Origin of the sequence: Zhouia amylolytica, assembly GCF_900116365.1 — a bacterium.
Taxonomy (GTDB): Bacteria; Bacteroidota; Bacteroidia; order Flavobacteriales; family Flavobacteriaceae; genus Zhouia; species Zhouia amylolytica.
This window is the reverse complement of sequence record NZ_FPAG01000006.1, coordinates 319,596-343,880: the sequence shown is the minus strand read 5'-3', so window position 1 is coordinate 343,880 and position 24,285 is coordinate 319,596. Positions and strand designations below refer to the sequence as shown.

Sequence of the window (24,285 nt, the reverse complement as noted above, 5' to 3'; positions counted from 1 at the left end):
GTGTAAATTTCTGTAGTTTTGGTGCTGTTATGCTCTAATAGCAACTGAATATATCTTAAGTCAGTTCCATTCTCCAGTAAATATATACAGCTCTCTGCCATTGCTTAAAATTTGAAGAAGTACCTGAAATTTATAGAGAAACACACACAAAGTGGGGCATCAAGTATGAAAGGTGTTTGTTTTGTGCTAAAAGTACTCCTGCGACGGATTTTACTTCTTTACAAGCCTTTAAATTTTTAGTTTGTAAGAAACTAAAGCGTAAAATAAAAGCCCTTAAAAGGGCTTATTTGGAGCTTGTATTTATGTAATTAATTAGGTTGTACAACGTTTACCATTGTTGGCATACGTTTTTATCAGTTTTCATTTACCCAATTTAAAAAATCTATAAAGACATCATTCAAATGTTCTTCAAATTTTCTGGCTTCTATTTCTTTCCCAAATACGTGGTCTAAATTTGGATACGCTTTAAAAGTTAAGTTATCCTTTTGATGTCTTATAAATTCTATTGGTATTAAGTAAGCCGATTCTAGAGCTACTGCTTGGTCTTTTGTCCCAATTGCTGCAAATATTGGTTTGTCAATTTGTAATAAATTTTCAATGGGTGGCTCAGAAAAACTACTCCATCTTTTATAACTGTTCTTATCTCCTTGCCAAAATTTGTCAGTAGCATTTGGGTTAGCCATAATGTCCTTTAAATCTATGAATAACGAATCGATTTTCAATTGCGCTTGCTCTTCTGTCAGGTTGCCTTTAACAACATCTTTTCTAATAAAAGTTACAAAGTCAATAAATTGTGTATTTCCACCTCCAGACCAATAACCAAAATGTGTAATTTCTTTATTTATTGTCCCTAATTTAGCAATTACATCACTTCCTTCAGAATGACCAAGTGCTATTATTTTTTCAAAATGGTTCTTATGTTTTTCAGTTAAGTCGTTGATTACTTGATTGGCTTGAAAAGCTCTGTAAACTAACGTTTGATTTTCATAATATTCTTTTGGAACGGGAAATTCTTTGTCCATATCTGTTAGGAAAGGAAATCCTTTTTTTGAAATTACCACAAGCAAATAATCCTCTGGTAAGAGTTTGAAATCAATGGGAATTACAGTTCCAACGTAGGTTTTTCCATCTTCTTCCATTGTTTGATAGAGAGACATAGCTTTTGAGCCTTGAATATATAATAGCAGATTTTTTGTTGAATCGACACTCTTTTTGGAATATGTATGATAGTTTATTGTATCGCCCTTTAATATGATAGAATGATGATTAAATGCTTTTATAATTTTTGTTCTCTGTGCGAAAGAAATAGAACAAATACTTAATAATAGTAATGTTGTTAATAATTTCATATAGTCTTAAATTTATTCAAAAGACTGATTCAAAAACAGAATGTTACAATAATAATTTTTGGGAAGGTTATTCAAATGTATGCTAACGGTCTCGTATATGAAAAGTAGCGGATTTTTACTCACAAACCTATCGGTTTTGCACTGACCTTTGTTTTATATTTATACTTTCGTAAACTACCAAACGCCCTATTTGCTATATACCGTGTTAGCTGCTGCCTTTTATTTTTTTCTTTCAAATCCTGGAAAGCATTGAGGTCCAATTGCACCGCCACCATACTCTAAAACAATATTGTCTTTGTAATAGATATGAGTGCACCCACCATTGTATTCGTTTATTAAGCTGTCAGTAAGATTTTCATTAAATATCTTATAGAAGAATTTTCCCATTCCGCTTCTTTGCCATCCAATCGTGGTCGGATTGCCACTTGCAACTGATATACAATTTGCTTCATCAAGCTTATCTTCTAAATTTTCAAGGTTGCTTTTCGTCCATCCAATTACAGTTAGAAGTGAGTCTGTTTTTTTTGAGTCAATGTCTAAATTCCAATTGCTATCGTAGTTGCCATTTTTCCTTATATGAAAAATACCTAAGTCGCCATTTTCAAATTCAATGTCGATATATGTGTCTGAGGGAAGGTTTGATTCAATGAAAGACTTGACTTCAAGGATTTGAGTATGTTTCTCTTCATAGTTTTCAATCAAGTCCTGCTTTGTATAGGCTGGACCCGTGAAAATACCATCAAAGGCTAAATGAAGGAAAAGATAAAATCCACCAAATACGGTAATCAAGATTCCGATTATAATCAGTAGGATTTTGAGTAGCTTGTTCATTTTGTCTATTTAGTTGCAGCTAACGGTTTAGCTATGAGTAGTAGCGTCCCGAAGGGCGCTATTGCTTATAGGTTTTGTTGTGTGTAGTTTTTTTATTTCATATTCAAATTCGAGAACTTTCAAATTCCACAAAGTCAAGGTCTGTGTCGCACTAATTCTATCATTTATGCTTTTTACGACTAATTTGTCTATGAAGGACTTGATAAATTTACTCCATAATTGTCCTTTGGAATCCCTAAGCAAGAAGTAGAATCCACTATCTCCAATTCTTTGTCCCGAAGAATCTAAAATGAGTTCTCCATTTTTACCAACACTCGGAGTCAATATCACTGTTGCGTTTCCATTTGGCAAAGGAAAAATAGCCTTGATACAAATCTGATTGTTTGGTAAAGAGCAGGTCTCATAAACTCCTGAGTAAACAACTTGACCTGTAGATTTGAAAGTCCGAAGCCAAATTGTTCTTTTAGCTTCATTGGTCTTTTTATCAACTAGTTTAATTATTTCATTCGTTAGTCCTGATGCATCTTCGAGGTTTTCAATAGGGACATTAAGTTGTTCAATTCTCTTACTGAAAACACTTTTTACTACAATTCCGAAAATTTTGAAAAATGGGTTCCATTTTGCCTTTAAAAGCAAGTCATAACTTGACGTGCTCTCATAGAAGTCAATTACGTTCGGAGATAGTCTTTTTAGCTCAGTTTCTGGCAGTCCTAGATTCAGAATTGAATCAAGTAGTCCTTTGTTTTTTCTTTGGCTATCAATTACTAAACTCTCATTTTTAGCTAACTGCTCAACGAATTTTATCCCGATTCCTTTTGTCCCACCAAATGGGCCTAAAAGCCATTGGTGTTTTTTATTGTCAATTCTTTGTCCAAACAGTATAACCCATTGTTGAGTAATCCAATCCTGAATGTTTTGATTTTTCCTAGCTATTCCCATCTCCACAAACAAGGTTTAATTATTTAGAATAAAATTCGATTGACCTTTCCATTCTCCATACTCCGCTAAAGGCTTAAATCGAAGTGTGGTAAACTCAAAATGAAAGTCTTTTCTTTCCCTTTCTTGCATTACGTTAGAATGCCTTTTCGGTTTTTCCACTTTACTATGACCATGCACCATATCGGTCATTTCTTTTTCAGATTTCCAAATTGAAAAGGTCGAGACTGTGTTAGGGAACTTAACTGAGGCTAACGAGAGAGTTGTTCCTGGGTGGTCTCTAACAAGCTTCTCAACGGGTCTTCCCCAATGGATAAATCTAGGAACAGCTAAAGGTTTCATTCTTGCTATTGTAACAGCAACAACAGGAGAGTTTGGACTTTCTAATTGGTCTTTATCATTTGGTAATTTAAATCCGCTGAACTTTCCCCATTCTCTGATAAAGGACAAACGTAAATGCCAACCTTTTGCTAAAATTCTTCCAAAACTGTCCTGTTCCAAATAGTTTTCAAGTGCATTTTCATTTTTCCATTGCATAAAGACAGCAACTTGTCCAATCAAAACTCGAGAAGTCGAAAAGATTGGAGCCCCTAAGGTCATGGCAGTCATGTATTCGGAATGGATAAGTCCTTTAATGTCTTTGGAAATTGGACTTGATAATATTCTCTTTACAGCTTCAAAAAATGGAAGTTCGATTAAATGATAAGAGAATATGCTCACTTTGTCTTTGTTTGAATTGCTAGTTCTTTGGGTTTCTTTAAATTACACACAACAAATGCATAAAACACCATTTGGTGTTTATTTTTAATATGTTCACCTACAAATCTAATAGATTTATTTGAAAATCTGTTTCTTGCTACATGTGCGGATAGGCAGTAGCTCAAAGTCATATAATACAAACTATGATAACGCAATCCAGGTTCCAGAAAAGAGACCATCTTAGTATGTTGTTATATTACATTGGTTAATATTATTATTGACCCGCCGTATACACCACCCGCTTGGTTTATCCCGATCACAATCGAATAGAAGTCGAATCCGCCGACACGAGCACAGAGAACTGGCGTAAGCAAATTGCGTTTTACAATGTTGTCCCCCCCTTTTATTTTTTCATTATTTGCTCCACATACTTTCTGTGGTTATCATACCCGTTATTTTCAGGATTTTCCAAGTCAATCATTTCGTCAAGTCCAGAATCATAAATCTGCCAATCGTGATTTTTAGCCAACTCAATTAATTCATAAAGTCCGTTTTCTCCGTACAATGAGAGCATAATGTTGCTCGAATGCTCGTCGTTGGCAAAAAAGTCAATCGTAAAATCAGTTCCAATTATTTCTCTGTGATTATCATCTTTTTTAATTCGGTCAAATGAGCTTTCCAAAATCCTGCTAAAGTCGGTTGGTTCGAGTAGGTTTTCGTCCAATTCCGCAACTGATTCTATTTTCTGTTTTGAATTAAAAAGTACAATGTCCCAACTCATTACATTTTGATTTTTAGTTTCATTTTTTCAACTAATTAGAGATACGAATAGTATGATTAAGACTTTTTTTATCACTTTTCTCAAATTCGGCACAACGGTCTCGTATAACCGTCAGTTACGGGTTAATATGCGTTAATTTGCGATTTAGCACTGACGTTAGCAAACCTTTAGGTTCAGCGGAGCTAATTCCGAGTGGATTCGGACGTAGTCGAATCCGCCGTCACGATCATATAGAACTGGCGTAAGCAAATTGCGGTTATACATTGTTAGCAGCTCTTTTTTCTTTTTACCAAACACAAAGCCAATATATAAGTTCATTTCCCTTTTCATCAGTCGCTATTCCTCTTGAAAATCCGTTTTTCCATTTTTCAGGCAAATTTGGGTTTGAAGTCAAATACTTTTCTTCCATAAATTTCCCAGGTTTATATTCCAAAACATATATTTTGTGGTTTTCAGTCAAATACTTACTGTTCAAGCCAAAATCTCGCTCGTAATTTTCAAAGCTTGGTATTGGTATTCCATAATCCTTTTTCCCATAATCCAGAGTGTCTCCAATTATTATAAATAGGCTATCTGTCGGTTTGTAAGCAGAAATTTTATTTAAACTCAGTTTTTTAATTGTATTTCTGAATTCGGTTGAGTCCAATTCTTGAGAATATATAATATTTGCCATTCCGTTACCATATGCGCCAGCTGGATAGCCTACACTCAATTGTCGGTTAGATTTTAGGATATTTGGGAAATGGTCGGTCAAATCATAATTAAATTCATTTTTTGCTTTCACATAATTTTCCAAATATTCTGTTGCCCTTTTTTCTTCTTCGCTAACACAAGAAGTAATAAAGATTAGTGAAATGTAGATTAAAAATGTTCTCATTTGGTATTGGTTCAAATTGCTGCTAACGGTTGGTGTATGAATAGTAGAGGCTTTCTATTCACTAACTTTTCAGATTAACACTGACCTTTGTTTTATGTTTATACTTTATTTTATCACTTTCGCCCCAATTCTTTATAGCTATTGTAACCTGCTGGAGTTTATTCATTAATCAATCCAAGAACTTTGTTTTCTAATTCTTTTCCACGTAAGTTTTTTGCTATGATTATTCCATCAGGATTTACAAGAAAAGTGGTTGGGTATCCATGAATTCCAAATGTTTCCTTGATTTTGTTGGAATCGGTCGAAAGTATTTGAGTCCAGTTAATTGAGTCTTTCTCTATCATCTCTTTAAGAGCTTTTGATGGGCTATCTCCAACTATTCCCACAATTTCAAATTTGTGTCTTTCAGTTTTTTCATAAAGTTCTTTCAAGTTTGGGATTTCTTGTCTACAAGGTCCACACCAAGTCGCCCAAAAATCAAGCAATACATATTTACCTTTCAATTGTTCAGTTGATATTTGAGATTCTGTCATAAAATCGTTACCCTTAAAAGAAAAAGATTTAAAACCAATCTGAGTTGAATACAATTCACTCTTTGGCAATGTCATTTCTTCTAATTCCAAAGTATTGCTATTTAAATTTACCCCACTATTCTTATATATCTTTCCATTAATTTCAATGAATTCATTCTTTGCAATTAACTGTTCATCACCGATTTTATCACCCTCTTTTAGGCTATCTGTCAACAAGATAATATTTGGATTCTCAAATGATAAATTAGTAAAACCATCAGAACAAACGGCAATTCTTTTTCCTTCGAAATCAGCAACTGAATGTTGTGGAAAATTGCACATAAACATATTATATTGACTCATATGCACTATAAAAAGAGGAGTTGTAACTAACTTTATTTTGTTGTCAATCAGCCTCTCAAATGATACGTTTATTGAATTACTTGATACAATAGAATCTTTATTTATTTGTTCTTTAGAAGGGAAATTAAATGGAATAAAACTTTTATCGTCACTAAAATCAAGATTGTTATTTGCATCAACTATCATGTTTGTTATTCCTGCTGAGTCTTTACCAAAAGCAAATGCTATCTTAGTTTTCAAAGGTTCTTTTGATAGTTCAAGAGTGTCAGGTTTCCAATCCCATGATTTTTGTAACTCTTCATATCTCTCTTGGGTTATATTACCAACTAAATAGTTTTGATAAACTGATTGATAAATATTTGTCTCAATGTCTCCAAATTTAATTTCAGTCCAATTTTCTGGAGCTCCTTTTGCTGACAAATATGTTTTTTTCCATGAATTATTCTCATCTTCGGAGTACGGAGAAATTCCTGCAAGGGCAGAGTTAAAATAACCATATCCATCCTGATGAGTTAGTGGAAGTTTAATTGTTTTTTCTGACGAGCAACTAATTAAAATTGTAATACAGGTTGCTAATAGGCTCAATGCTTTAAAATTCATTTTTTGGGTTAGATTATTAATTTTCTCATTCTGTTTATTTGTTGCTGTGCCGTTCTTTACACTTGCAGGTAACGGTCAGGCTATGAAGCGTTGTGGAGTGTGGATCTGAGCCTGGCGTTGTCCTTTACCTCTGGCGAGGCTCAGAGCCACGTTGGAAATGTGACGCTTCATTTTTGTTCTTGTTGCTCAATATAAGAAAATAGTCTAAATCGTGTAGGATGCAGCAATGCTTTATAGCCCTTTGTTGTTTATAGTACCTTTTATTTTTAATTCATTATTAAGCTTAAAAGAATTATTATAAATATTATTCCAGTTAAAACCAATAGGAACATTTTTAGGACTTTGCTTTGATCATTATAGTTATATCCAGGAATGGTTTCAGTTGAGGCAACTATTTTATTTTCAATTATTATTGAATCTATAATTTTCCTGTCTTTATCTGCCAAAAAGTATCTGACTCCTTTATCAATATATGGCTGTTCTTTTGAGTCCTGATAGAATTTAACTCCATTTTTATCGAGTTCATTTTCAAAGATGATTTTGTCTTTGAGCAAGACATAGAGTTTAAAATGTTCTTGATGCTTTATGCTAAAATTTTGACTCAATTTTTTTCGGTATTACACATAACAATTGCATAAACACCATATGGTGTTTATTTTTAATATGTTTACCTACAAATCTAATAGATTTTTTTGATAAAACTGTTTCTTGCTACATGGGAGGATAGGCAGTAGCTTATAGTCCTATGCTACAAACTATGATAACGCAATCCAGGCTCCAAAAAAGAGACCATCTTAGTATGTTGTTGTAACACGTATTTATTCTTTTCATTCAGGTATCCATCCTTTTTCAAATCGTTCGATTATCCCTTGCAATGCAGTTGTTTTGTTATTTCCTTTTAGGTCAGTTCAGATTATTGAAATATTCTCCAAGTCAGCAGTTTATGGTAAACATGTAGTGAACAAACATTCCCAAAATGCGTCTGCAAGAGTTTCGTCATTATGCCAAGTGGTCATAACTGAAATCGGGTCATGATTTTCAACAACTTTCATTTGGGTCATAGTTTCATCAAATACGTCATGAAGCTTTTCCCTATATTCACCATGTCATTTAAATTCCAAAATTCCATTATCAATTGAGTATCTGACGAACTTTTCTAGTTATTGGTCATTTAGGTCAATATCTGAAGTTGCAAAGCATAACCAATCTTATTTTAGCAATTGGTCAAGTTGAAATTGGTCATAGTCGAACCAAAAACTTTACGAGTCGAATAGGTTCCGATTAATTTCACTTTGTAAATTCCGATTGTATGATTTTACCTGTCTCATATGAAATTGAAACTGTGTAGCTATGCCAAGAAGAAACTGTAAATGTATCTTGATTGTCAACGTAAAATTCATCCCAATTTTTAGCTTTTGCGTTTAAAGACTTGTTCCATTGAATCGGATTAGGATAAATATCTCCTGTTAATGGTAATTCTGCATACCAAACAATTTTTCCTTCACTGTTTTTTGCATAAATGTTTGATTTCCCTTTAGGATAGTTATCAGGGTTCTCCTGAATAATTTCTATGTCATCCACAGTTTTTCTGTCAATTATTTCTGTATGTATGGCTTCTGAAGTCATTTTTTAATGTGCTACAACGGTTTGACTAATATGCGTTGTGCCGCACTGAGATAGCAAAACTGGCTGAACCTTTGTTCAGCCGCAATGCATTTTAGCCCATGTTGTGTTTAGTTTTTTATAGTGTCCAGTTCAATTTTAAATTTTTCTAATCGTTCTTTCATTTCATTCCGCAATTTTTGTTCTTTCGGAACATAAGTTGTATCGACTTTTCCGTTTTCATTAATCTTTATTTCTCTAACGTATTCCAAGTCAAAATTCATTCGGCTATGTTCAGGATTTTTATCAGAGAATTCCACTTTGTAAAAATTCCCATTTTCTACATTTTCCGAATTATAAGCAGTCGAAGTTCCTGTATATTTTTTTCCGTTATAATAGAATTTGTATTTATAACTCCGTTTGCTGTATTGTTTATAAATCGATTTAGAGCCATAAACCATTCCAAATGTTTCAGTTCCGTTCTGTTTTACGTCCTGCTTTTGCTCAATTACAAGAATCAATCCCCAAATCAAAAATGGTATTCCAGCAATCCAATAATATTCAGAAATAAACTCTTTTATTTTTATATAATTCTCGGTTAAATTCAACTCTTATTTTTCGATTTTCGTGTTTCTTCAAATTACACACAACGGTTTGTGTATGGTTTCGGTACGTGAAATCCAAAGGATTCATGAATACCTAATTAAACAATCAATATATCATGAATAAAATCCGCAGGATTTTCGGGTTAAGAAACTAAGATAGCAAATTTGCGAGGATTTTCCGTGAGGAAAATCAGAAGCAATGAATTATACATTGTGTTAGCTATAGTTTCTATTTTTTATTATTTTTTTTACAATAATTGTTATGTCAGCCAATAAATATCCTCCAACAATTAAGATACCCATAATGCCTAATGGTCTTTGTCTTATGTGATTTGGGTCAGGATTTAAAATCATTTGAACACATAAATAAAGGAGAAATAAACAGAATGGGTAGAGGATAAGCCTTGTCAATACTTTCGTAAAAGTCCATTCCTTAACCTTTTCTTTTTTTAATTCCGATTTCGGTTTTTTAATTAGTTCTGGATAATTGGCCTGCTCTAAATTTTCAATTGCCTCTTTTAGTTCATCTGTCAGAAGTTTGGTTTCATATTTCTTGGCTTTTCCTAAAACTAAACTCAATAAAAGTCCAATAACTGAAATTCCTATTGTTCCAATTACAGCCATTTTAAAGTCAGTTGAGAGGAACAAACCTGAAATCAACACAATTAAAAATCCGATTGTTATTTTATTCAGCAGTTTGTGGTAAGGGTTTTTCTGCTTTTTTATTCCAATCAGTTGGTTATTTTGGTTAAAAGTCAGATGGAAGATTGGATAAGCGCCACGTATGAAATGAGATGAACGCCAAATCAAAAGTTCATTCGGTTTTATTTCTCCGCTGTATTTTATTGTATTGTAAAAAAATGCATCATTCAAATGGTTTTTCAGATTACTTTTCTTGTTCTGAATTATTAATTTTTCGATTTCTTTTTTTTCTACCATAAAGGTTGCTTTAAATTACAGCTAACGGTTTCGTATAACCGTCAGTTACGTGTTTATATGTTTTACTTTTCGGTTTGGAACTGACCTTAGTAATTCCGAGTGGATTCGGACGTAGTCGAATCCGCCGACACGAGCGCAGCGACTGATGAACTCCTATAAAATAATATGCCTTGAATAAATTGCGGTTATACATTGTTGCCAACAGTATTTTTAATTAAATCCATTATTTTTCAATTCGATAAACAACATAATTGAAAATCCGATTGCTATAAAAATTCCAATTCCGTTGAGTATTTTTTTATTCTTGATTATTAAAGTCAGAATAAAGTCAATTAGTAATCCAAAAATTCCGATTATAAACAATCCAACCATATAAACAACTCCCCAACCTTCTGCGTTAGAAAGTGTGTCCCACATGATAATTGTAAAAATCAAACAACAAGTCAGATAGACTATTAAATAGCCTTTTAGAAAAGTCCATTGGGTTATTTTTTTAAGCATAACTTAAATTAAAATCAATCGCAAAATGTAGAATGTAAACTATTCCGATTATGCTTATAATCCAATTATATTTTTTCGTTATCAATCTGCTGATTAAATAGCCGACAACAGTCAAAATTCCGATGAAAGGTGGATAAATAAAGGGAATAAATCCGCCCTGATTTGAGCTCGCTGGTAAGTCAGTCTGCATTGCAATAATCCACGCAATTATTGTTCCGACTAAAATTCCAATTAGGTTGTATTTTCGGCTATCGAGATTTTTTTTCATATTGTTGGCAACGGTTGGGCTATGAGCAGTTGGGGATTGTACGCCCTAACTTTTCGATTTAGCACAGACCTTTGTTTTATGTTTATACTTTATTTTATCACTTAAACCTCTATTACTTATACATCGTGTTATAGGCAGTTTTTTATTTCAACGTTGTCCATCCAACTTCTGTTTTTTTATAGTAATACAAGTTATCCAATCCAGTTCCACAAATAAGAAATGGGCGATAATTATAATCTCGAATTACCGCAATTTTCGTTTCAGGATTGTAAATAGGATAGGATACATTATGAACGAATTCTCCATTAAATTTTGAATCCCATAAGGTTTCTAAATCAATAGAATCATTTTCTTTAAAGAACGAATCGTACTCTTTCCATTCCATTATAGTTATGCCTTTTATTTTGTCCGTTTTCCAATATTCAGAAGTGAAGGTTGGATAAGGAGCTGGCATTTCGGTAAAGTTTAAAATTCTATCAGATTCGATAAATGTATGTTCAAATTCGGGACTTGTCAATTGTCTGTTATTCCAGTATAAGATTGAATCCCCATCATTTTCTTTCAGTTGTCCTATAAAGTGAGCATTAATTATTTCATACGCATCTTGCTCGGTAAATTCCGACATTACCTTTTGCTCCTTATGTTTACAGCTAAAAAGTAGAATTAAAATTGATATAATAGTTAGTTTATTCAAATTTGCCACAACAATTACATAAACACCATATGGTGTTTATTTTATATATGTTCACCTACAAATCTAACAGATTTTATATTTTAATAAAACTATTTCTGGCTACATGAGTGTAAATTTCTGTAGTTTTGGTGCTGTTATGCTCTAATAGCAACTGAACATATCTTAAGTCAGTTCCATTCTCCAGTAAATGTATGCAGCTCTCTGCTATCGCTTACAACCTTAAAAAGCACCTGAAATACATTAAAAAACACACCATAAGTGGAGCAGCAAGTATGCAAGGTGTTTGTTTTGTGCTAAAAGTGCTCCTACGAAGAATTTCACTTCTTTATAAGCCTCTCAATTTTAGTTTGTAACGGAACTAAAGCGTAAAATAAAAGCCCTTAAAAGGGCTTGTTTTAATTCTGTATTTATGTAATTAATAGGTTGTGCAACGTCTACCCTTGTTGGCGGTAGTATTTATTCTGTTATCATTAAATAATATCCATCTAAATCTCTCAGACAAAACTGCTCCTTTCCCGAATTAGAATTCAAATGCCGAGCCTCTTCAATTTCAAAATCAAATTCTTGTGCATTATTCCAAACTTTATTTAAATTTTCAACTCTCAAATACAAAATTAGTCCGTTTCCAGGTAGTATTTGAGGGCTATAAAGTGTGGGATGCTCGTGTTCTCCCCATTTATGCAAGCAAAGAAAAATATCTCCATTATCGTCCGCTAACATTTCAAATGTTGATCCTCCGTGATTACTTTTACAATTAAGCAATTTTTGATACCATTCGGAACTTTTTTCAACATCGGTTACACCAATTATGGGCTCATTTTTTATCATTTTACTACTCTTTTATTGTTTTTAATATTCGCCTTTAATGACAAAAAATGAGCCCCTAATTGTTCCTGCCAATTTTGATTTTTGCCGTGCAAATTTGAACTTATTTTCCAATTCCTTCGGTATCTCCATTCCCTCTGATAGTTTAAACCCGACTGCTCTTTTTTTAGGATTGTCCAATGGATACAAAACATTGATTGCAAGTCCACTTTCATAGAACACAAAATCCCATTTTATATTTTCAATTCGCAAACTTGCTGTCTCCAAGGGTTTGGCTTCAATTTCAATATCTCTTTCGTCTCTTAAAATACGGTTGACCCAATCCAATGTTACTTGGTTTTTACTTGCAGTTTCCGTCTCAAATTCAAGTTTATATTTGTTCATAAAATATCGAGCTTCGTGTGCTCGTAAACCTGCAAGTGTTTCAGCAAAAGGTGATGATTCTAACCCTGTTAACGTTACATTTTTGAAATCTACTTTATTAGGCATTTTTATGTGTTTTGCTATTGGAAATAATTTTTCTATTTACAGGTCTGAAATACCAAGACAGAATAATGAAAAGTATTTGGAAAGTAGGTCCTGCAATTGATTTAATTGCAAAATCGCCAACGGCTAAATGTGAAATAAGTGCACCTGACATTGCAAAAAAGAAACCTGCATAAGCCCACTCTTTAAGCAATGGAAATTTTGGAATTAATATAGTAATTACCCCAAGTATTTTCCAAACACCGAGTAAAATCAAAAAATATTCAGGATAGCCCAAGCCGGTTACAATTTCAACCCATTCTTTTGATTTGAGTATTGCAAAAATTCCGCTTTGTAACATACCTATTGCCAATAAGCTGGTGGTAATCCAATAAATTATTTTGTTTCCTTTATTCATTATTTAAGCATTTAAATTTTGTAAAATTTCTTCTAATCTGTTGTGAGCCCAATTAATACCTTGCTTGAACGGAAGTTTTAGATTATGGTCTCTATGGTTTACGGATTGATAAATTACTTGCTGTTTTAATTTGCTTGTGGATTCGGTCAATTTCTCGAATTCGTAAATTTCGAGTTGAACACCAAATGGCATATTTTCCATTTCAAAAGTCCGTATGATTTTTTGGTTTGTTGTAAAGTCGTGTATCGTTCCATTAAATCCAATTTGGTTACCTTTTGGGTCGGTAGTTGAAAATTGGTAGCTTCCGTGTTTTTGAAAGTCAAACTTTAGCACTTTTGTTCCCATCCATTGCTCAATAAAATCGGGTTCGGTATATGCTTTGTACAAAAGTTCTACTGGCAAGTCAAACTCTCGTGTTATAAGTATTTCCTGTTTGCCGTCTTCGGCTATGACGTTCGTTTTTTGTTCCATATTTTATTTTTTTGATTGATATTTTTTCATTACCGATTCCAATTTGTTAAATCGGTCGTCCCATAGTTTTCTGAAAGGCTCGATAAATTCTGCTATTTCTTTCATTCCGTTTGGGTTTAATTGGTAGTAAATTTCTCGCCCTTTTTGCTCCTGTTCCAAAATTTCACATTCGGTTAGTATTTGTATGTGTTTGGAAATGGTTTGCCTTGAATAGTCAAAATTTTCGGCAATGGCCGTTGGTGTCATAGCTTGTAGTGCAACCAAAGAAATGATTGTTCTTCGAGTTGGGTCAGCAATGGCTTGAAAAACATCTCGTCTTAATTTCATTACGCAGTTATTTGACTGCAAATATAAGCGCAACTATTTGACTGCACAAATTTTCACTTTAAATTTTTTGGAAATAGTGGTTTTTCGGTTCCGTTATATTACCGCCAACAATTGGACTAACACCATATGGTGTTTATATTTAGTATGTTTCCTACAAATCTAATAGATTTATTTGAAAAACTGTTTCTTGCTACATGGGAGGATAGGCAGTAGCTTAAAGTCTATGCTACAACGGTTGGTATAAGAATAGTGCGGTTTTGTGTCCGATGATTTTCCGTATGAAAATCGGAGTGACCAAATACGCACTAACCCTTTGATTTAAGATTAAACTTAAGCATTATTTTTATACGGTGTTAGCACTAGTTTTTATTAATCTTTTAGTTCAGTGATAAAATCGTGCAGGTAAATTATTTTGAGTGGTTTATCCCCCATTTTTTTATCAAAAACAACTATTTCGTATTCTATTTTTGGTTCTCCAATTTCTATTTCCATTTCCTTTTTTGCTAAAATCGAAAATTGCTCTACTTTATTCGATTTTGCAATATCAGTTACAACCTGTCTTGATTTATAATTAGGATTAGATTCGTCAAAAAAGTCACTTGTCAATTTTAAGGAATTTCCATTCTCAGGATTATAGTAATATGTGAACATATCTGACCCAATTACTACAAATCCTTTACGGCTAAAGTCAGGTGGAAAGTTCGTTCCTCTAATAGATTCCTCAATAATAATTAAGTAGTCAATTTTATCGATGTCCAAGTTTTTGAGGTCAAAGACTTTTTTATAATTATTGATATTGTTTGTTGTAGTTTTTTTTAATCCCTCTGCTTGCATTTCCCAAAATCCTTTTCCTGTTGTCGCTCTGTACAAACTGTCCATTTTCGGGTCAACTTGGTCAATCATTTCTTTAGTCGGTTCTTTTTCCCAAGATTTTCTGAATAAGTCATAGTAGCTTTCAGAGAATGTTTGGGAATAAGCTGATATGGAGAACAGAACTAAAGTCAAATGAATTAAGTTTCTTTTCATAGATTTTTTCAAATTAGTGCCAACAGTTTTGTGTATGGCTCGTTGCCGGATATCCACGAGGATGCTCAGCCGCAATGAGCTATACAAGTTGTTACCACACGTTTTTATTTTCAATTTCGTAAGGATAAGGGTTTTCAGAGTCCATTTCTCTATTATGATAAATTAAAAATTCAGCACGCTTATCATTAAATTCAATCATTTCAATTCGGTCTATTCCTCTCAAACACTGGTTACTGTCATAAATCAATTCCTTTTCAAAAATCAGTAGCCTTGATTTAGTCAGTCGGATTATTTCTCCACAAGCCAAAAATCCTTCTTGGCTGATGTTTATATTGAGTTCGTCATTTACTTTATACGTTCCCAAATTTTGATTAAAAAACTGCAAATATAAACCAGCTAAAATCAATGGAAATAAGATTACTATTGATTTTATTTTATTCCTTGTGTTTTTTTTCGTTGCGAAATAAAATAGACTTGATATTAAAAAAGTCAGACCGATTATTGTGTTCGTATAAAGTCCTTTGAATCTAATTCCAAAAAACGATAACAAAATCAAAATCAGGAATATTATGGTTGCATAAAACACAATTCGAGTAATAATTTTTTCGGTTTTGGGGTATTCTTTCTTAATTAGCCCTGGTATTAAATTCAGTCCGATTAAAATACCAAAAAATATTAATACAAATGTCATTTCTCAAATGTTAGCTAACAATTGTACAATCACCATATGGTGTTTATATTTAGTATGTTTCCTACAAATCTAATAGATTTATTTGAAAAACTGTTTCTTGCTACATGGGAGGATAAGCAGTAGCTTAAAGTCCTATGCTACAAACTATGATAACACATTCCAGGCTTCAGAAAAGGGGCCATCTAAGTATGCTATTGTACGGCAAAGGTTAATATCATTTTTGAACCGCCATTCACTGCCAGATCAGTTTCCACAGCATCCAATAAGTTAGCAGGAAAAAGCTGATCAGTTTCATTGACCTTCTTCGGGTTTCTGCTTACCAGCCTGATGTCTGAAGTATAATGACGCTTAAGCTCCTCTGCTAAGGCTATAGCAATTTGTCCGTTGGCACCAAGTATAGTTTGCATAATAGTAAAAATTCCAGTTGATTTAATTACACCACCTCAGCCTGAATTAGATTCAATTGGCCCGGCGGCGATAATATTCGTTGTAATTTAGTAAAACATAACCGACCATCAAGACAATCATCAGCAAGAAACCGAATAATCCAAAAAGAACCCTGTTCCCGAATACTTCAAAACTCCCCACATGGATCCAAAAAAATAACACTGCCGATCCTGTTTAAAAATCAAACAGCACCAACAGTGTTAAAAGAACAAACACTCTAAACCTATCTTTATATCTTATTCAAGAATCTCAATCAAAAAGTAAAATAACCCGAAAGCTTAAGAAGTGAATTGTATCGTTTGCCCTTCCTTCATCTCTATAATGATCACATCATTTTCAACCTCATAAGGAACATCAACCTTAAATGATTTTTGACCAAAAGGATTCTGAAGTTTTAAAACGCCCCCTTTTTCAGAAACAATGGTAATACGATCAACCTTTCCTCCTTTTCTCTGTGCAGAAACCAAAAAAGCACCTTGCGCTCTTAATTGCTCAAATCCTACCTCCTGCCATAACTTAGGAATAGCCGGAAAGATTTTAATAACACCCGTATGACTTTGAATCAACATTTCCTGGATTCCGGCCGCAAAAGCAAAATTACCTTCCAGGGTAAAAGGACGGTATTTAAATTTCGAATACCCCCTGTTATGTTGCTCGCCATTCACGTGAAAAGAATTCGGCAAACAAAAGTTTTCAGCAAAAATCCGTAAAGTGTTGGCAGCACCTTCCCCATCAAAGGCTCTTGCCTGTAAGTTACCAAGCCAACTAAACGAATACCCCGTAAAATAATCAGACCCTACATTCAATAAATTGTCAATCGTATTGTCGATTATCTGACGTTCCTTTTCACCTTTCGAATAATCGACTAACCCATAAGGATGGTACGCCATGATATGAGAAAAGTGACGATGCGAATCTGCATAAGGATGATTCGGAGCAACCATCAACCCCTCATTCTCATCAATTGCAAAATAAGGCCACTCTTTTAAGGTCTCCTCCCACTGCTTCGCTTCCTTATCTTTCCCTAATTCCTTGGCTAATTCAGCCGCCTTTTCATACGTCCATCGAATAGCTGCCAGGTCGAAATTGGTAGTCTCACCAAACCAGGCCTTTCTGGAATTATTGTGTATTTCCGGACTTGAACTAATGGGTAGCTGACGCAGACCCGATTCGTTTTTAACCGAAATGTCATCAAAGAAAACAGCCACCTCCTTGATCCACGGATATGCATGATCTTTTAAGAAATCCCTGTCCATCGAATAACGCCAGTGTAAATAAAAATGATGTCCTAACCACGCCGAGGTAGTCGGACCAAAAGCATACTGAATCCATCCGCCCATAGGCTCTCCGGTTAAAGTAGTTACCCCGGGTACAGACAGCCCTTTAGTTTCATAATACGTTTTCGTATACCTTTTAAAGTTCTTTTTATTAGCTTCCAGCCACTCCACAAAACCGATCTCCAAATCCAGATGATTCCCCGAATATGCCGGCCAATAACTCAACTGCGTGTTCAGATCATGATGAAAATCCCCTTTCCACGGTGGTAACTTTCCGTTATCCGCAGTCCAAACTGCCTGTAACGAAATAGGTGGCGCTCCCGATCGGGCAGCAGACCCAAACTTATACTGCTCCAGATACCACTGCTTCTCTAAAACAGTATCAGGTATACGAATGGCAGATTTACCCCAAAACTCTTCCCACCAGTCAGCATGCTCCTTAAATGCACTTTCAAATCCTGCATCACTTTCATCAGCAGATAAAGAAAGACCAGATTTATCCAGGTCTTTTGGGCTTTCCAGGCTCGTATCAATACTCCATTTTCCGATCATATTACCATTCTCGTAAGTCCATACCACGTGAACCTTATACTTGAAATCGCCCCATCCATCCTGGATATAAACTAATTCATTAGCCCCTTCAATAAACTCACCCTTCGAATATCCAAGGTGTCTTAAATCTTTCCCGGTAACCGGTGAGTCGTCTTTATCCTCGCCCTCAACATTATAGGCCGGCGGCAATAAAACAGGTTTAAACCCCTTATCTACCCCTTCAAACTTAAACCATCCTTCATTCTTATCGGCATGTACAAAAGATAATAAGGTCACATCATTAGACCAGTTTACAGTACATAAAGCATTATCAAGCGAAAGACTTACCTTTTTAACCGCACCAAAACCGGCAACATCAAACTCCATAGCTGCTCCGGGTATTTTAGAAGGAGCCGGCGATTTATTATAAGGAACATCAAATTTCTCCTGAACATCCCTGTACTCATCATTCTTCCACTTCTCATATACCCACGAAAATTTAAATTCAGGAGTCTGCAGGTTTTCCATAGGACGCAAATCCCATAAATAAACATTATCCAATGACATTCTTAGATGTTCTCCTTTTTGCCATAATAGCGAACCGATAATTCCATTCCCTAACGGAATAGCCTCATCCCATCGTTTGGCCAAATCATTAAACTCCAACTTATAAGGAACCGCACCCTTGCGATCGTCCGTTTGAGCTGGCAGTATGAAACTTGTAAAAAGCACTAGGAAAAATGCACATAATCCCTTTTTAAAACCCCTGTTACTCATTTGTATATAGCTAAATTATAATTGAACTTCATCAAACAAAATCAATTAGGTCAATAGACCTAAACAGGTGGTAAATATAAATGAAAATAAGAATCAGTATCAAGACACCCATACAGTTTATCAAACCGTTTAAACGAATAGATGGATTTAAGACAAGAGTATTTCTTCAACAGTATTAATGACAATAAGCCTGAACTACCAATGTTCCAATCACGGTTCAAAGCGATCTAAAACACCGTGAAGGCCACCAATTGTAAATTAAAGTTTTGACCTCCGTTTAATGGATAGTAAGCACCCGCTTCTTCCTTCACCGATCGACAACATAAAAACACCAAAGAAAGATGCCTCGGACCATCAATATTCTGATAGGTTAACATTACCTCTTCATTAATGATATCCTTTTTTTCTACTAGAATGGGATCACTCATAGAACTTATGAATTTCCAACTGTTCAGGTCCAGGTTCAATTGTAAAGCCTTAAATTCAATATGACTGGCCTTGGTCATTCCAGATCCAATCGAAGTAAGACCTTTTAGAGAAATCGCCGGCAATTCTGAATTCATCTGGATAGCTCCCGTATAAAAATCTGAAGCCCTACTCTTAGGAGTAAAATCAAAACCCTCGAGTAACTCCCTCCCCTCCGGATGCAATAAACCCTCCCGAATCGTCCGCTTGCCATGTTCACTCTTTAAATCTTTACTCATAACCACTTTAAAAAGCCCCGACAACCGCTGATACAAATGCCCCCTTTCAAAATCCTGAAAATTCATTCTAAAGGCATTATTAATAAGAATAGCCGTTTTTTTAGCGACACTAAACTCATTGTTATTCCTTCGGACAGGTGCCATGGTCGGACTATTCTTATAATATTTCTTATCCATTTTATCCTTCTTTTTCCTTACCACCAGCCCCTTCTTACTTTTGTATTTACATATGGTTAGATTACCAACACTCCCTCTGAATTTTAATACTCCTATCAATGTTGCCATAAGTCCGTTTTTATTAATGATTAGTACTTACTAAATATAGTGATATTTCCTACATGATGCATGGTAAAAGCTTATATTTAACATAGTTATCCCCATGTTATCCCCATATTATCCCTATTTTATCCTTATAATATCCCTATGCATCTTTTCATACAAGGCAGTCTTTAAGCATACCATCCCCAACATTATAAATACCATCATCATCTTCTTATAAGGATCGGTAATAAACTACATTTACTATATTTACCTCCGTTAAAAACATCAGTACTAAATCACGATACGAATAACCTGCCATATGATTAAAAGATATTTTGCCCTGCTCCTACTTATTAGTAGTTGCAATCCCAAGACCAATTCATCCGATTTTGATTTCACCACCCGCTATGAAAAAAGCGAAGGAACAGAAACGGACACCTATCAGAATGTCATTAATTTCTACACCGAACTCGCTAAAAGTTCGCCCGAAGTAAACATCGAAAGTATTGGAGAGACAGATAGTGGTGAACCGCTGCACCTGGTAACCTACAACCCTCAGGGAAAATTCGGGTTCGAAGAACTGCAGAAAGAAAAAACCATCATATTAATTAATAATGGTATCCACCCCGGAGAATCAGACGGTATTGATGCTACCATGATGCTCTTCAGAGATCTGGCACAAAAGGATATTAAACACCCTGACAACGTAGTACTGGCCACCATCCCCGTATATAATATCGGTGGCGCACTCAATAGAAACAAGGCTTCAAGAACCAACCAGAATGGACCCAAAGAATATGGCTTCAGAGGAAATGCAAGAAACTTTGACCTGAACCGTGATTTTATCAAATCAGACACTAAAAATGCCCAAACCTTCGCCACCATATTCCATAAAGTGAACCCGGATATCTTCATTGACAACCATGTAAGCAATGGTGCTGACTACCAATATATCCTAACCCATTTATTCACCCAACACAATAAACTAGGCGGACCCCTTGCTAATTACCTGCATGAAAATTTCCACCCTGCTCTGGAAAATGAACTCGCTAAAAAAGAATGGGATATTACCCCCTATGTAAATGTCTTTAACCGTGTACCCGAAACAGGGTTTTCTCAATTTTTTGACTCCCCACGATACTCAACAGGGTATACTACCCTATGGAATACATTGGGTATGATGGTAGAAACGCACATGCTTAAACCCTATAAACAAAGAGTTCAAGGTACCTATGAGTTAATGGTGAGCATGATCGATATTGCAGAAAGAGACCATGAAAAGATCAAAACCCTAAGAAAGAACACATTCGAGTATTACAATCAGGCCGATAGGTATCCAATCCAATGGGAAATTGACACGACCAAAACCTCCACCTTAAACTTTAAAGGATATGAAGGAAAGATGATCGAAAGTGACCTCACCGGACAAAAAAGATTAAAATACGACAGAACAAAACCATTCACCAAAGAAGTCCCCTACCAGGATCATTTTAAAGCAGTCAAGGAAGTTGAAATACCTAAAGCCTATATTATTCCACAAGGCTGGTGGGACATCATCAACCTTATGAAAATTAACAACATCGCAATGCAACCACTGGAGAAAGATACCACCATTGCGGTGCAGGGATATAGAATTGCCTCTTATAAAACGAGAAACAGTGCTTACGAAGGTCATTACCTCCACTACAACACCACAGTAAGTGCGCAAGACGAACAGGTGACCTTTAGAAAAGGGGATCTTCTTGTAAAAACCGATCAACCCGGTATAAGATATCTATTGGAAACCTTAGAGCCCGAAGCGGTAGACTCCTTTTTTAACTGGAACTTCTTCGACACCGTTTTACAACAAAAAGAAGGGTTCTCTCCTTATGTATTCGAAGATATCGCTAAAGAATTACTGGAGAAAAATCTTGAATTAGCAGCAGCATTCCAAAAGAAAAAAGAAGAAGACGAAAAGTTTGCAGCCAACTGGTATGCCCAATTAGACTGGATTCATAAAAAATCGGATCACTACGAAAAGGCACATTTACAATACCCGGTCTACCGACTTATGGAATAACTTATTGTAGGCATTAATCACGACACGAATGTTCGGATACGAGTTTTTAAGAGACACCTCGATCTCAGAATCGGTCTGCCATTCAGCCTTTTGTATCCCCTCTGCCTTTTGTGGTTTAAGTTTACCGTCAAAATCAGTTTTCATGGCATACCAATAAGTTTCTTTTAACTTAAAGGCACCGTTTCGCTTAAATATATGGTAGGTTTTACAAATAAATTTATCCAACTCTAACCCCGAAACGGCCGTCTCTTCCTCTACTTCGCGTATAGCAGCATCTTCTATACTCTCGCCCTTATCGAGCTTCCCTTTTGGGATATCCCATTTTCCATTTCGGAAAATCATCAGCTTCTCGCCCTTAGGATTCACCACCAACCCACCGCCGGCAACAACAACAGGAACTCTTTTTTTAAATTTTTTTAAAAGATTTTCCTGGTCCGGATGATACAAAAAAGCACTGGAAATTTCGCCGTTATTCAACTGATTAACAACATACTCAATATCAAAGGTATCCAAAAGAAACAACTTATCATTAGTCTCTTTTTTGACACTATTTGTTAAATAGATAGGATGATCGTTAACAAAAACTTCATACATTTGTATCATGGTTTTAGATAAAGACACTGCTAAAAAAACAGCGGAACTTCTATTGCAAATTAATGCAATAAAGTTGAATCCGAAAAATCCTTTTACATGGGCTTCTGGTTGGAAGTCCCCAATTTATTGTGACAATAGGATTGTACTATCGTTCCCACCGATCAGGAATTACATCAGGGAAAGTATTGCGAAACAAATAGAAAGAGAAATAGGAACACCCGATGTAATCGCGGGCGTTGCTACCGGAGCTATCGGTATCGGAATGCTGGTTGCTGAATACCTCGGCCTCCCATTTGTTTATGTACGCCCTGAACCTAAAAAACACGGGAGAGGAAATCAAATCGAAGGTTTCTTAGATCGCGGACAAAACGTAGTCGTAGTTGAAGATTTAATCAGTACAGGTAAAAGTAGCCTTAATGCGGTTAAAGCACTTAAAGAACACGGTGCTAACGTAAAAGGTATGATCGCAATTTTCTCTTATGGATTCGACGTCGCAGTAGAGAATTTTGAAAAAGCTCATTTAGACTTATACACGTTGAGCAATTACGAATACTTGTTAGAACAAGCAATCGACACAAACTACGTCTCAAACAAAGATTTAGACACACTGCAAAATTGGCGCGTTGACCCTGCCAATTGGAATAACACTACAAAAGTATGAGGATAGAAAGTCCAAAAACAACTGTAAACAAGTCAAACGAAGAACTCTTTAACTTTCTTACGGACGTAAAGAACTTTGAAAAACTAATGCCCGAAAACATTAGTAAATTTGAGGTTTTAGAAGATGATAAATTTCTGTTTGCATTAAGTGGAATGCCGGAAATCGTCCTGAAACTAGAAGAGAAAAATGAATTTGACAAAGTAAGTCTTGGTGCAGCAGGCGGTAAAATTCCTTTTAGCCTGACAGCCAACATCAACGAGTTAGAATCAAATAAAAGTGAAGCTAATCTGATTTTTGAAGGTGAATTTAATGCCATGATGGCCATGATGGTTAAAGGCCCTATCACTAAATTCATTAACACATTATCAGAAAAGATGGGCGCTCTTTAATAGAGCAACTGAACTTCTTTAAGGTCAAATTCTGCTGTAATTTCATCCTCTAAAAGAAGTTTCAACTTCCCTCTATCGGTAACACCTTTTATAAATCCCATAAAAAGCCTTCCCTTTTTATCTTTAAAAGTGGAAGGCTTTTCAATTCTGAACAATTTTTCTTCATAAGCTGCCTTCAACATCTTAAACTGCTGTTGCTCTATATATTTTGAATAATCCTCAAGCTGAGAAACCAGTTCCTGAAGCACTTCATCAAGATTATAATGAACTCCCGTTAATGCCTTTAAAGAAGAAGCCTGTGGCAAACCTTCAAAATCAGTCTGATTTACGTTTAGACCAACACCTATGATAGAAGCCTCCAGCGCATGTCCCTTAAAGATATTTTCAATAAGAATCCCACATATCTTCTTATCCCCTGACAAAATGTCGTTTGGCCACTTAATTTTAAGATCCGGAATTAAAAGTTTTTCAAGCGTGGTATAAATAGCCAGTGATACCGCCATACTAACATAAAATTGATCCTCATGATTTAAACAACTCACACTTTTAAACACACTAGCTGTGAGGTTCTTACCCTCCTGCGTTTTCCATACGGCACCCATCTGTCCTCGCCCCGCCGTTTGATTTTTTGTGGTAACCACCGTAAAATCATCTACTTCGTTATGAGCATATAACTGACGTAAAAAGGAATTTGTAGAGTCTATGGCATCAAGTTTGATTATTTTCATGTATTAATTCAGTATATTTACTTAAAATGTATGTTAATTAGAATAGTTATAATGCCAAAAAATAATAATTTTGTGAA

28 protein-coding genes and 2 pseudogenes are annotated in these 24,285 nt (G+C 35.0%); 3 read left to right on the top strand and 27 right to left on the bottom strand.

The genetic code is table 11. The features are described 5' to 3' along the window. Positions 1-353: 353 nt before the first annotated feature. The 25 genes and pseudogenes from BM361_RS11910 to BM361_RS11790 form a co-directional block, all read right to left on the bottom strand. Positions 354-1,349: a dienelactone hydrolase family protein gene (locus BM361_RS11910; protein ID WP_074979036.1), complete on the bottom strand. Its 996-nt coding sequence runs from the start codon at positions 1,347-1,349 to the stop codon at positions 354-356. Between the two features lie 219 nt (positions 1,350-1,568). After that, a complete protein-coding gene (locus BM361_RS11905) occupies positions 1,569-2,180 on the bottom strand; it encodes a hypothetical protein (protein ID WP_074979033.1) in 612 nt (203 codons plus the stop codon). Positions 2,181-2,207: 27 nt separating this feature from the next. Further along, on the bottom strand, positions 2,208-3,119 hold the full coding sequence (locus tag BM361_RS11900) for a hypothetical protein (protein WP_074979030.1): 912 nt from the start codon (positions 3,117-3,119) through the stop codon (positions 2,208-2,210). Between the two features lie 15 nt (positions 3,120-3,134). After that, complete coding sequence (locus BM361_RS11895) at positions 3,135-3,836, bottom strand: hypothetical protein (RefSeq protein WP_074979028.1); 702 nt, start codon at positions 3,834-3,836, stop codon at positions 3,135-3,137. 382 nt (positions 3,837-4,218) lie between these two features. Then, the gene (locus BM361_RS11890) at positions 4,219-4,596 is read right to left on the bottom strand and encodes a hypothetical protein (RefSeq protein ID WP_074979026.1); all 378 of its coding nucleotides are present in this window, start codon (positions 4,594-4,596) and stop codon (positions 4,219-4,221) included. A gap of 286 nt (positions 4,597-4,882) precedes the next feature. Next, positions 4,883-5,473, bottom strand: a complete 591-nt coding sequence (locus BM361_RS11885) for a hypothetical protein (RefSeq protein WP_074979024.1) — start codon at positions 5,471-5,473, stop codon at positions 4,883-4,885. A gap of 158 nt (positions 5,474-5,631) precedes the next feature. Beyond that, complete coding sequence (locus BM361_RS11880; RefSeq protein ID WP_074979023.1) at positions 5,632-6,948, bottom strand: TlpA family protein disulfide reductase; 1,317 nt, start codon at positions 6,946-6,948, stop codon at positions 5,632-5,634. Positions 6,949-7,214: 266 nt separating this feature from the next. After that, positions 7,215-7,502, bottom strand: coding sequence for a hypothetical protein (locus BM361_RS11875; protein WP_074979021.1), 288 nt, complete (start codon positions 7,500-7,502; stop codon positions 7,215-7,217). Positions 7,503-7,889: 387 nt separating this feature from the next. Continuing rightward, positions 7,890-8,024: pseudogene (locus tag BM361_RS17260) on the bottom strand (hypothetical protein); the annotation flags it as partial. Positions 8,025-8,235: 211 nt separating this feature from the next. Further along, on the bottom strand, positions 8,236-8,574 hold the full coding sequence (locus BM361_RS11870; protein ID WP_074979019.1) for a hypothetical protein: 339 nt from the start codon (positions 8,572-8,574) through the stop codon (positions 8,236-8,238). A 107-nt stretch (positions 8,575-8,681) separates the two neighbouring features. Continuing rightward, the gene (locus BM361_RS11865; RefSeq protein ID WP_074979018.1) at positions 8,682-9,158 is read right to left on the bottom strand and encodes a hypothetical protein; all 477 of its coding nucleotides are present in this window, start codon (positions 9,156-9,158) and stop codon (positions 8,682-8,684) included. Between the two features lie 213 nt (positions 9,159-9,371). Then, positions 9,372-10,094 carry a hypothetical protein gene (locus tag BM361_RS11860; RefSeq protein ID WP_074979015.1) on the bottom strand — a complete coding sequence of 241 codons (723 nt, stop codon included), beginning with the start codon at positions 10,092-10,094 and terminating at the stop codon, positions 9,372-9,374. 210 nt (positions 10,095-10,304) lie between these two features. After that, the gene (locus tag BM361_RS11855) at positions 10,305-10,595 is read right to left on the bottom strand and encodes a hypothetical protein (RefSeq protein ID WP_074979013.1); all 291 of its coding nucleotides are present in this window, start codon (positions 10,593-10,595) and stop codon (positions 10,305-10,307) included. Positions 10,596-11,005: 410 nt separating this feature from the next. After that, positions 11,006-11,488 (bottom strand): hypothetical protein, encoded by a 483-nt coding sequence (locus BM361_RS11845; protein WP_074979009.1) that lies wholly within the window; start codon positions 11,486-11,488, stop codon positions 11,006-11,008. Positions 11,489-11,630: 142 nt separating this feature from the next. Continuing rightward, positions 11,631-11,747: pseudogene (locus BM361_RS11840) on the bottom strand (tyrosine-type recombinase/integrase); the annotation flags it as partial. Between the two features lie 266 nt (positions 11,748-12,013). Continuing rightward, a complete protein-coding gene (locus tag BM361_RS11835; protein ID WP_074979007.1) occupies positions 12,014-12,385 on the bottom strand; it encodes a VOC family protein in 372 nt (123 codons plus the stop codon). A gap of 21 nt (positions 12,386-12,406) precedes the next feature. Beyond that, entirely contained in the window at positions 12,407-12,871 is a 465-nt protein-coding gene (locus tag BM361_RS11830) for a phage tail protein (protein WP_074979005.1), read from the bottom strand. Beyond that, positions 12,864-13,265 carry a DoxX family protein gene (locus BM361_RS11825; RefSeq protein ID WP_074979003.1) on the bottom strand — a complete coding sequence of 134 codons (402 nt, stop codon included), beginning with the start codon at positions 13,263-13,265 and terminating at the stop codon, positions 12,864-12,866. The genes BM361_RS11830 and BM361_RS11825 overlap by 8 nt, the downstream gene beginning before the upstream one ends. Before the next feature lie 3 nt (positions 13,266-13,268). Beyond that, the gene (locus BM361_RS11820) at positions 13,269-13,736 is read right to left on the bottom strand and encodes an SRPBCC domain-containing protein (protein ID WP_074979001.1); all 468 of its coding nucleotides are present in this window, start codon (positions 13,734-13,736) and stop codon (positions 13,269-13,271) included. A gap of 3 nt (positions 13,737-13,739) precedes the next feature. Continuing rightward, positions 13,740-14,063, bottom strand: coding sequence for an ArsR/SmtB family transcription factor (locus BM361_RS11815; protein WP_074978999.1), 324 nt, complete (start codon positions 14,061-14,063; stop codon positions 13,740-13,742). A gap of 369 nt (positions 14,064-14,432) precedes the next feature. After that, positions 14,433-15,089, bottom strand: coding sequence for a hypothetical protein (locus tag BM361_RS11810; RefSeq protein ID WP_074978998.1), 657 nt, complete (start codon positions 15,087-15,089; stop codon positions 14,433-14,435). Between the two features lie 91 nt (positions 15,090-15,180). Then, positions 15,181-15,780 carry a hypothetical protein gene (locus BM361_RS11805; RefSeq protein WP_074978997.1) on the bottom strand — a complete coding sequence of 200 codons (600 nt, stop codon included), beginning with the start codon at positions 15,778-15,780 and terminating at the stop codon, positions 15,181-15,183. Positions 15,781-15,971: 191 nt separating this feature from the next. Further along, the gene (locus tag BM361_RS11800; RefSeq protein WP_394364645.1) at positions 15,972-16,187 is read right to left on the bottom strand and encodes a hypothetical protein; all 216 of its coding nucleotides are present in this window, start codon (positions 16,185-16,187) and stop codon (positions 15,972-15,974) included. 318 nt (positions 16,188-16,505) lie between these two features. Further along, the gene (locus BM361_RS11795; protein WP_074978995.1) at positions 16,506-18,812 is read right to left on the bottom strand and encodes a glycosyl hydrolase family 95 catalytic domain-containing protein; all 2,307 of its coding nucleotides are present in this window, start codon (positions 18,810-18,812) and stop codon (positions 16,506-16,508) included. Positions 18,813-19,039: 227 nt separating this feature from the next. Beyond that, positions 19,040-19,801 (bottom strand): hypothetical protein, encoded by a 762-nt coding sequence (locus tag BM361_RS11790; protein WP_074978994.1) that lies wholly within the window; start codon positions 19,799-19,801, stop codon positions 19,040-19,042. 295 nt (positions 19,802-20,096) lie between these two features. On the opposite strand from BM361_RS11790, the gene BM361_RS11785 reads away from it, so the two are divergent. Continuing rightward, complete coding sequence (locus BM361_RS11785; protein ID WP_074978992.1) at positions 20,097-21,836, top strand: M14 family metallopeptidase; 1,740 nt, start codon at positions 20,097-20,099, stop codon at positions 21,834-21,836. On the opposite strand, the gene BM361_RS11780 is transcribed toward BM361_RS11785, so the two are convergent. Next, on the bottom strand, positions 21,804-22,430 hold the full coding sequence (locus BM361_RS11780) for an NUDIX hydrolase (RefSeq protein WP_074979067.1): 627 nt from the start codon (positions 22,428-22,430) through the stop codon (positions 21,804-21,806). The two genes, BM361_RS11785 and BM361_RS11780, sit on opposite strands and share 33 nt — an antisense overlap. 7 nt (positions 22,431-22,437) lie before the next feature. Between BM361_RS11780 and pyrE the strand changes: the two genes are divergently transcribed. Together pyrE and BM361_RS11770 are read left to right on the top strand one after the other, a co-directional pair. Further along, complete coding sequence (gene pyrE, locus BM361_RS11775) at positions 22,438-23,091, top strand: orotate phosphoribosyltransferase (protein WP_038261130.1); 654 nt, start codon at positions 22,438-22,440, stop codon at positions 23,089-23,091. After that, positions 23,088-23,480, top strand: coding sequence for a hypothetical protein (locus tag BM361_RS11770; protein WP_038261127.1), 393 nt, complete (start codon positions 23,088-23,090; stop codon positions 23,478-23,480). The genes pyrE and BM361_RS11770 overlap by 4 nt, the downstream gene beginning before the upstream one ends. Here BM361_RS11770 and BM361_RS11765 read toward each other — a convergent pair. Beyond that, positions 23,477-24,208 (bottom strand): biotin--[acetyl-CoA-carboxylase] ligase, encoded by a 732-nt coding sequence (locus BM361_RS11765; RefSeq protein ID WP_074978990.1) that lies wholly within the window; start codon positions 24,206-24,208, stop codon positions 23,477-23,479. The two genes, BM361_RS11770 and BM361_RS11765, sit on opposite strands and share 4 nt — an antisense overlap. Between the last annotated feature and the right edge of the window lie 77 nt (positions 24,209-24,285).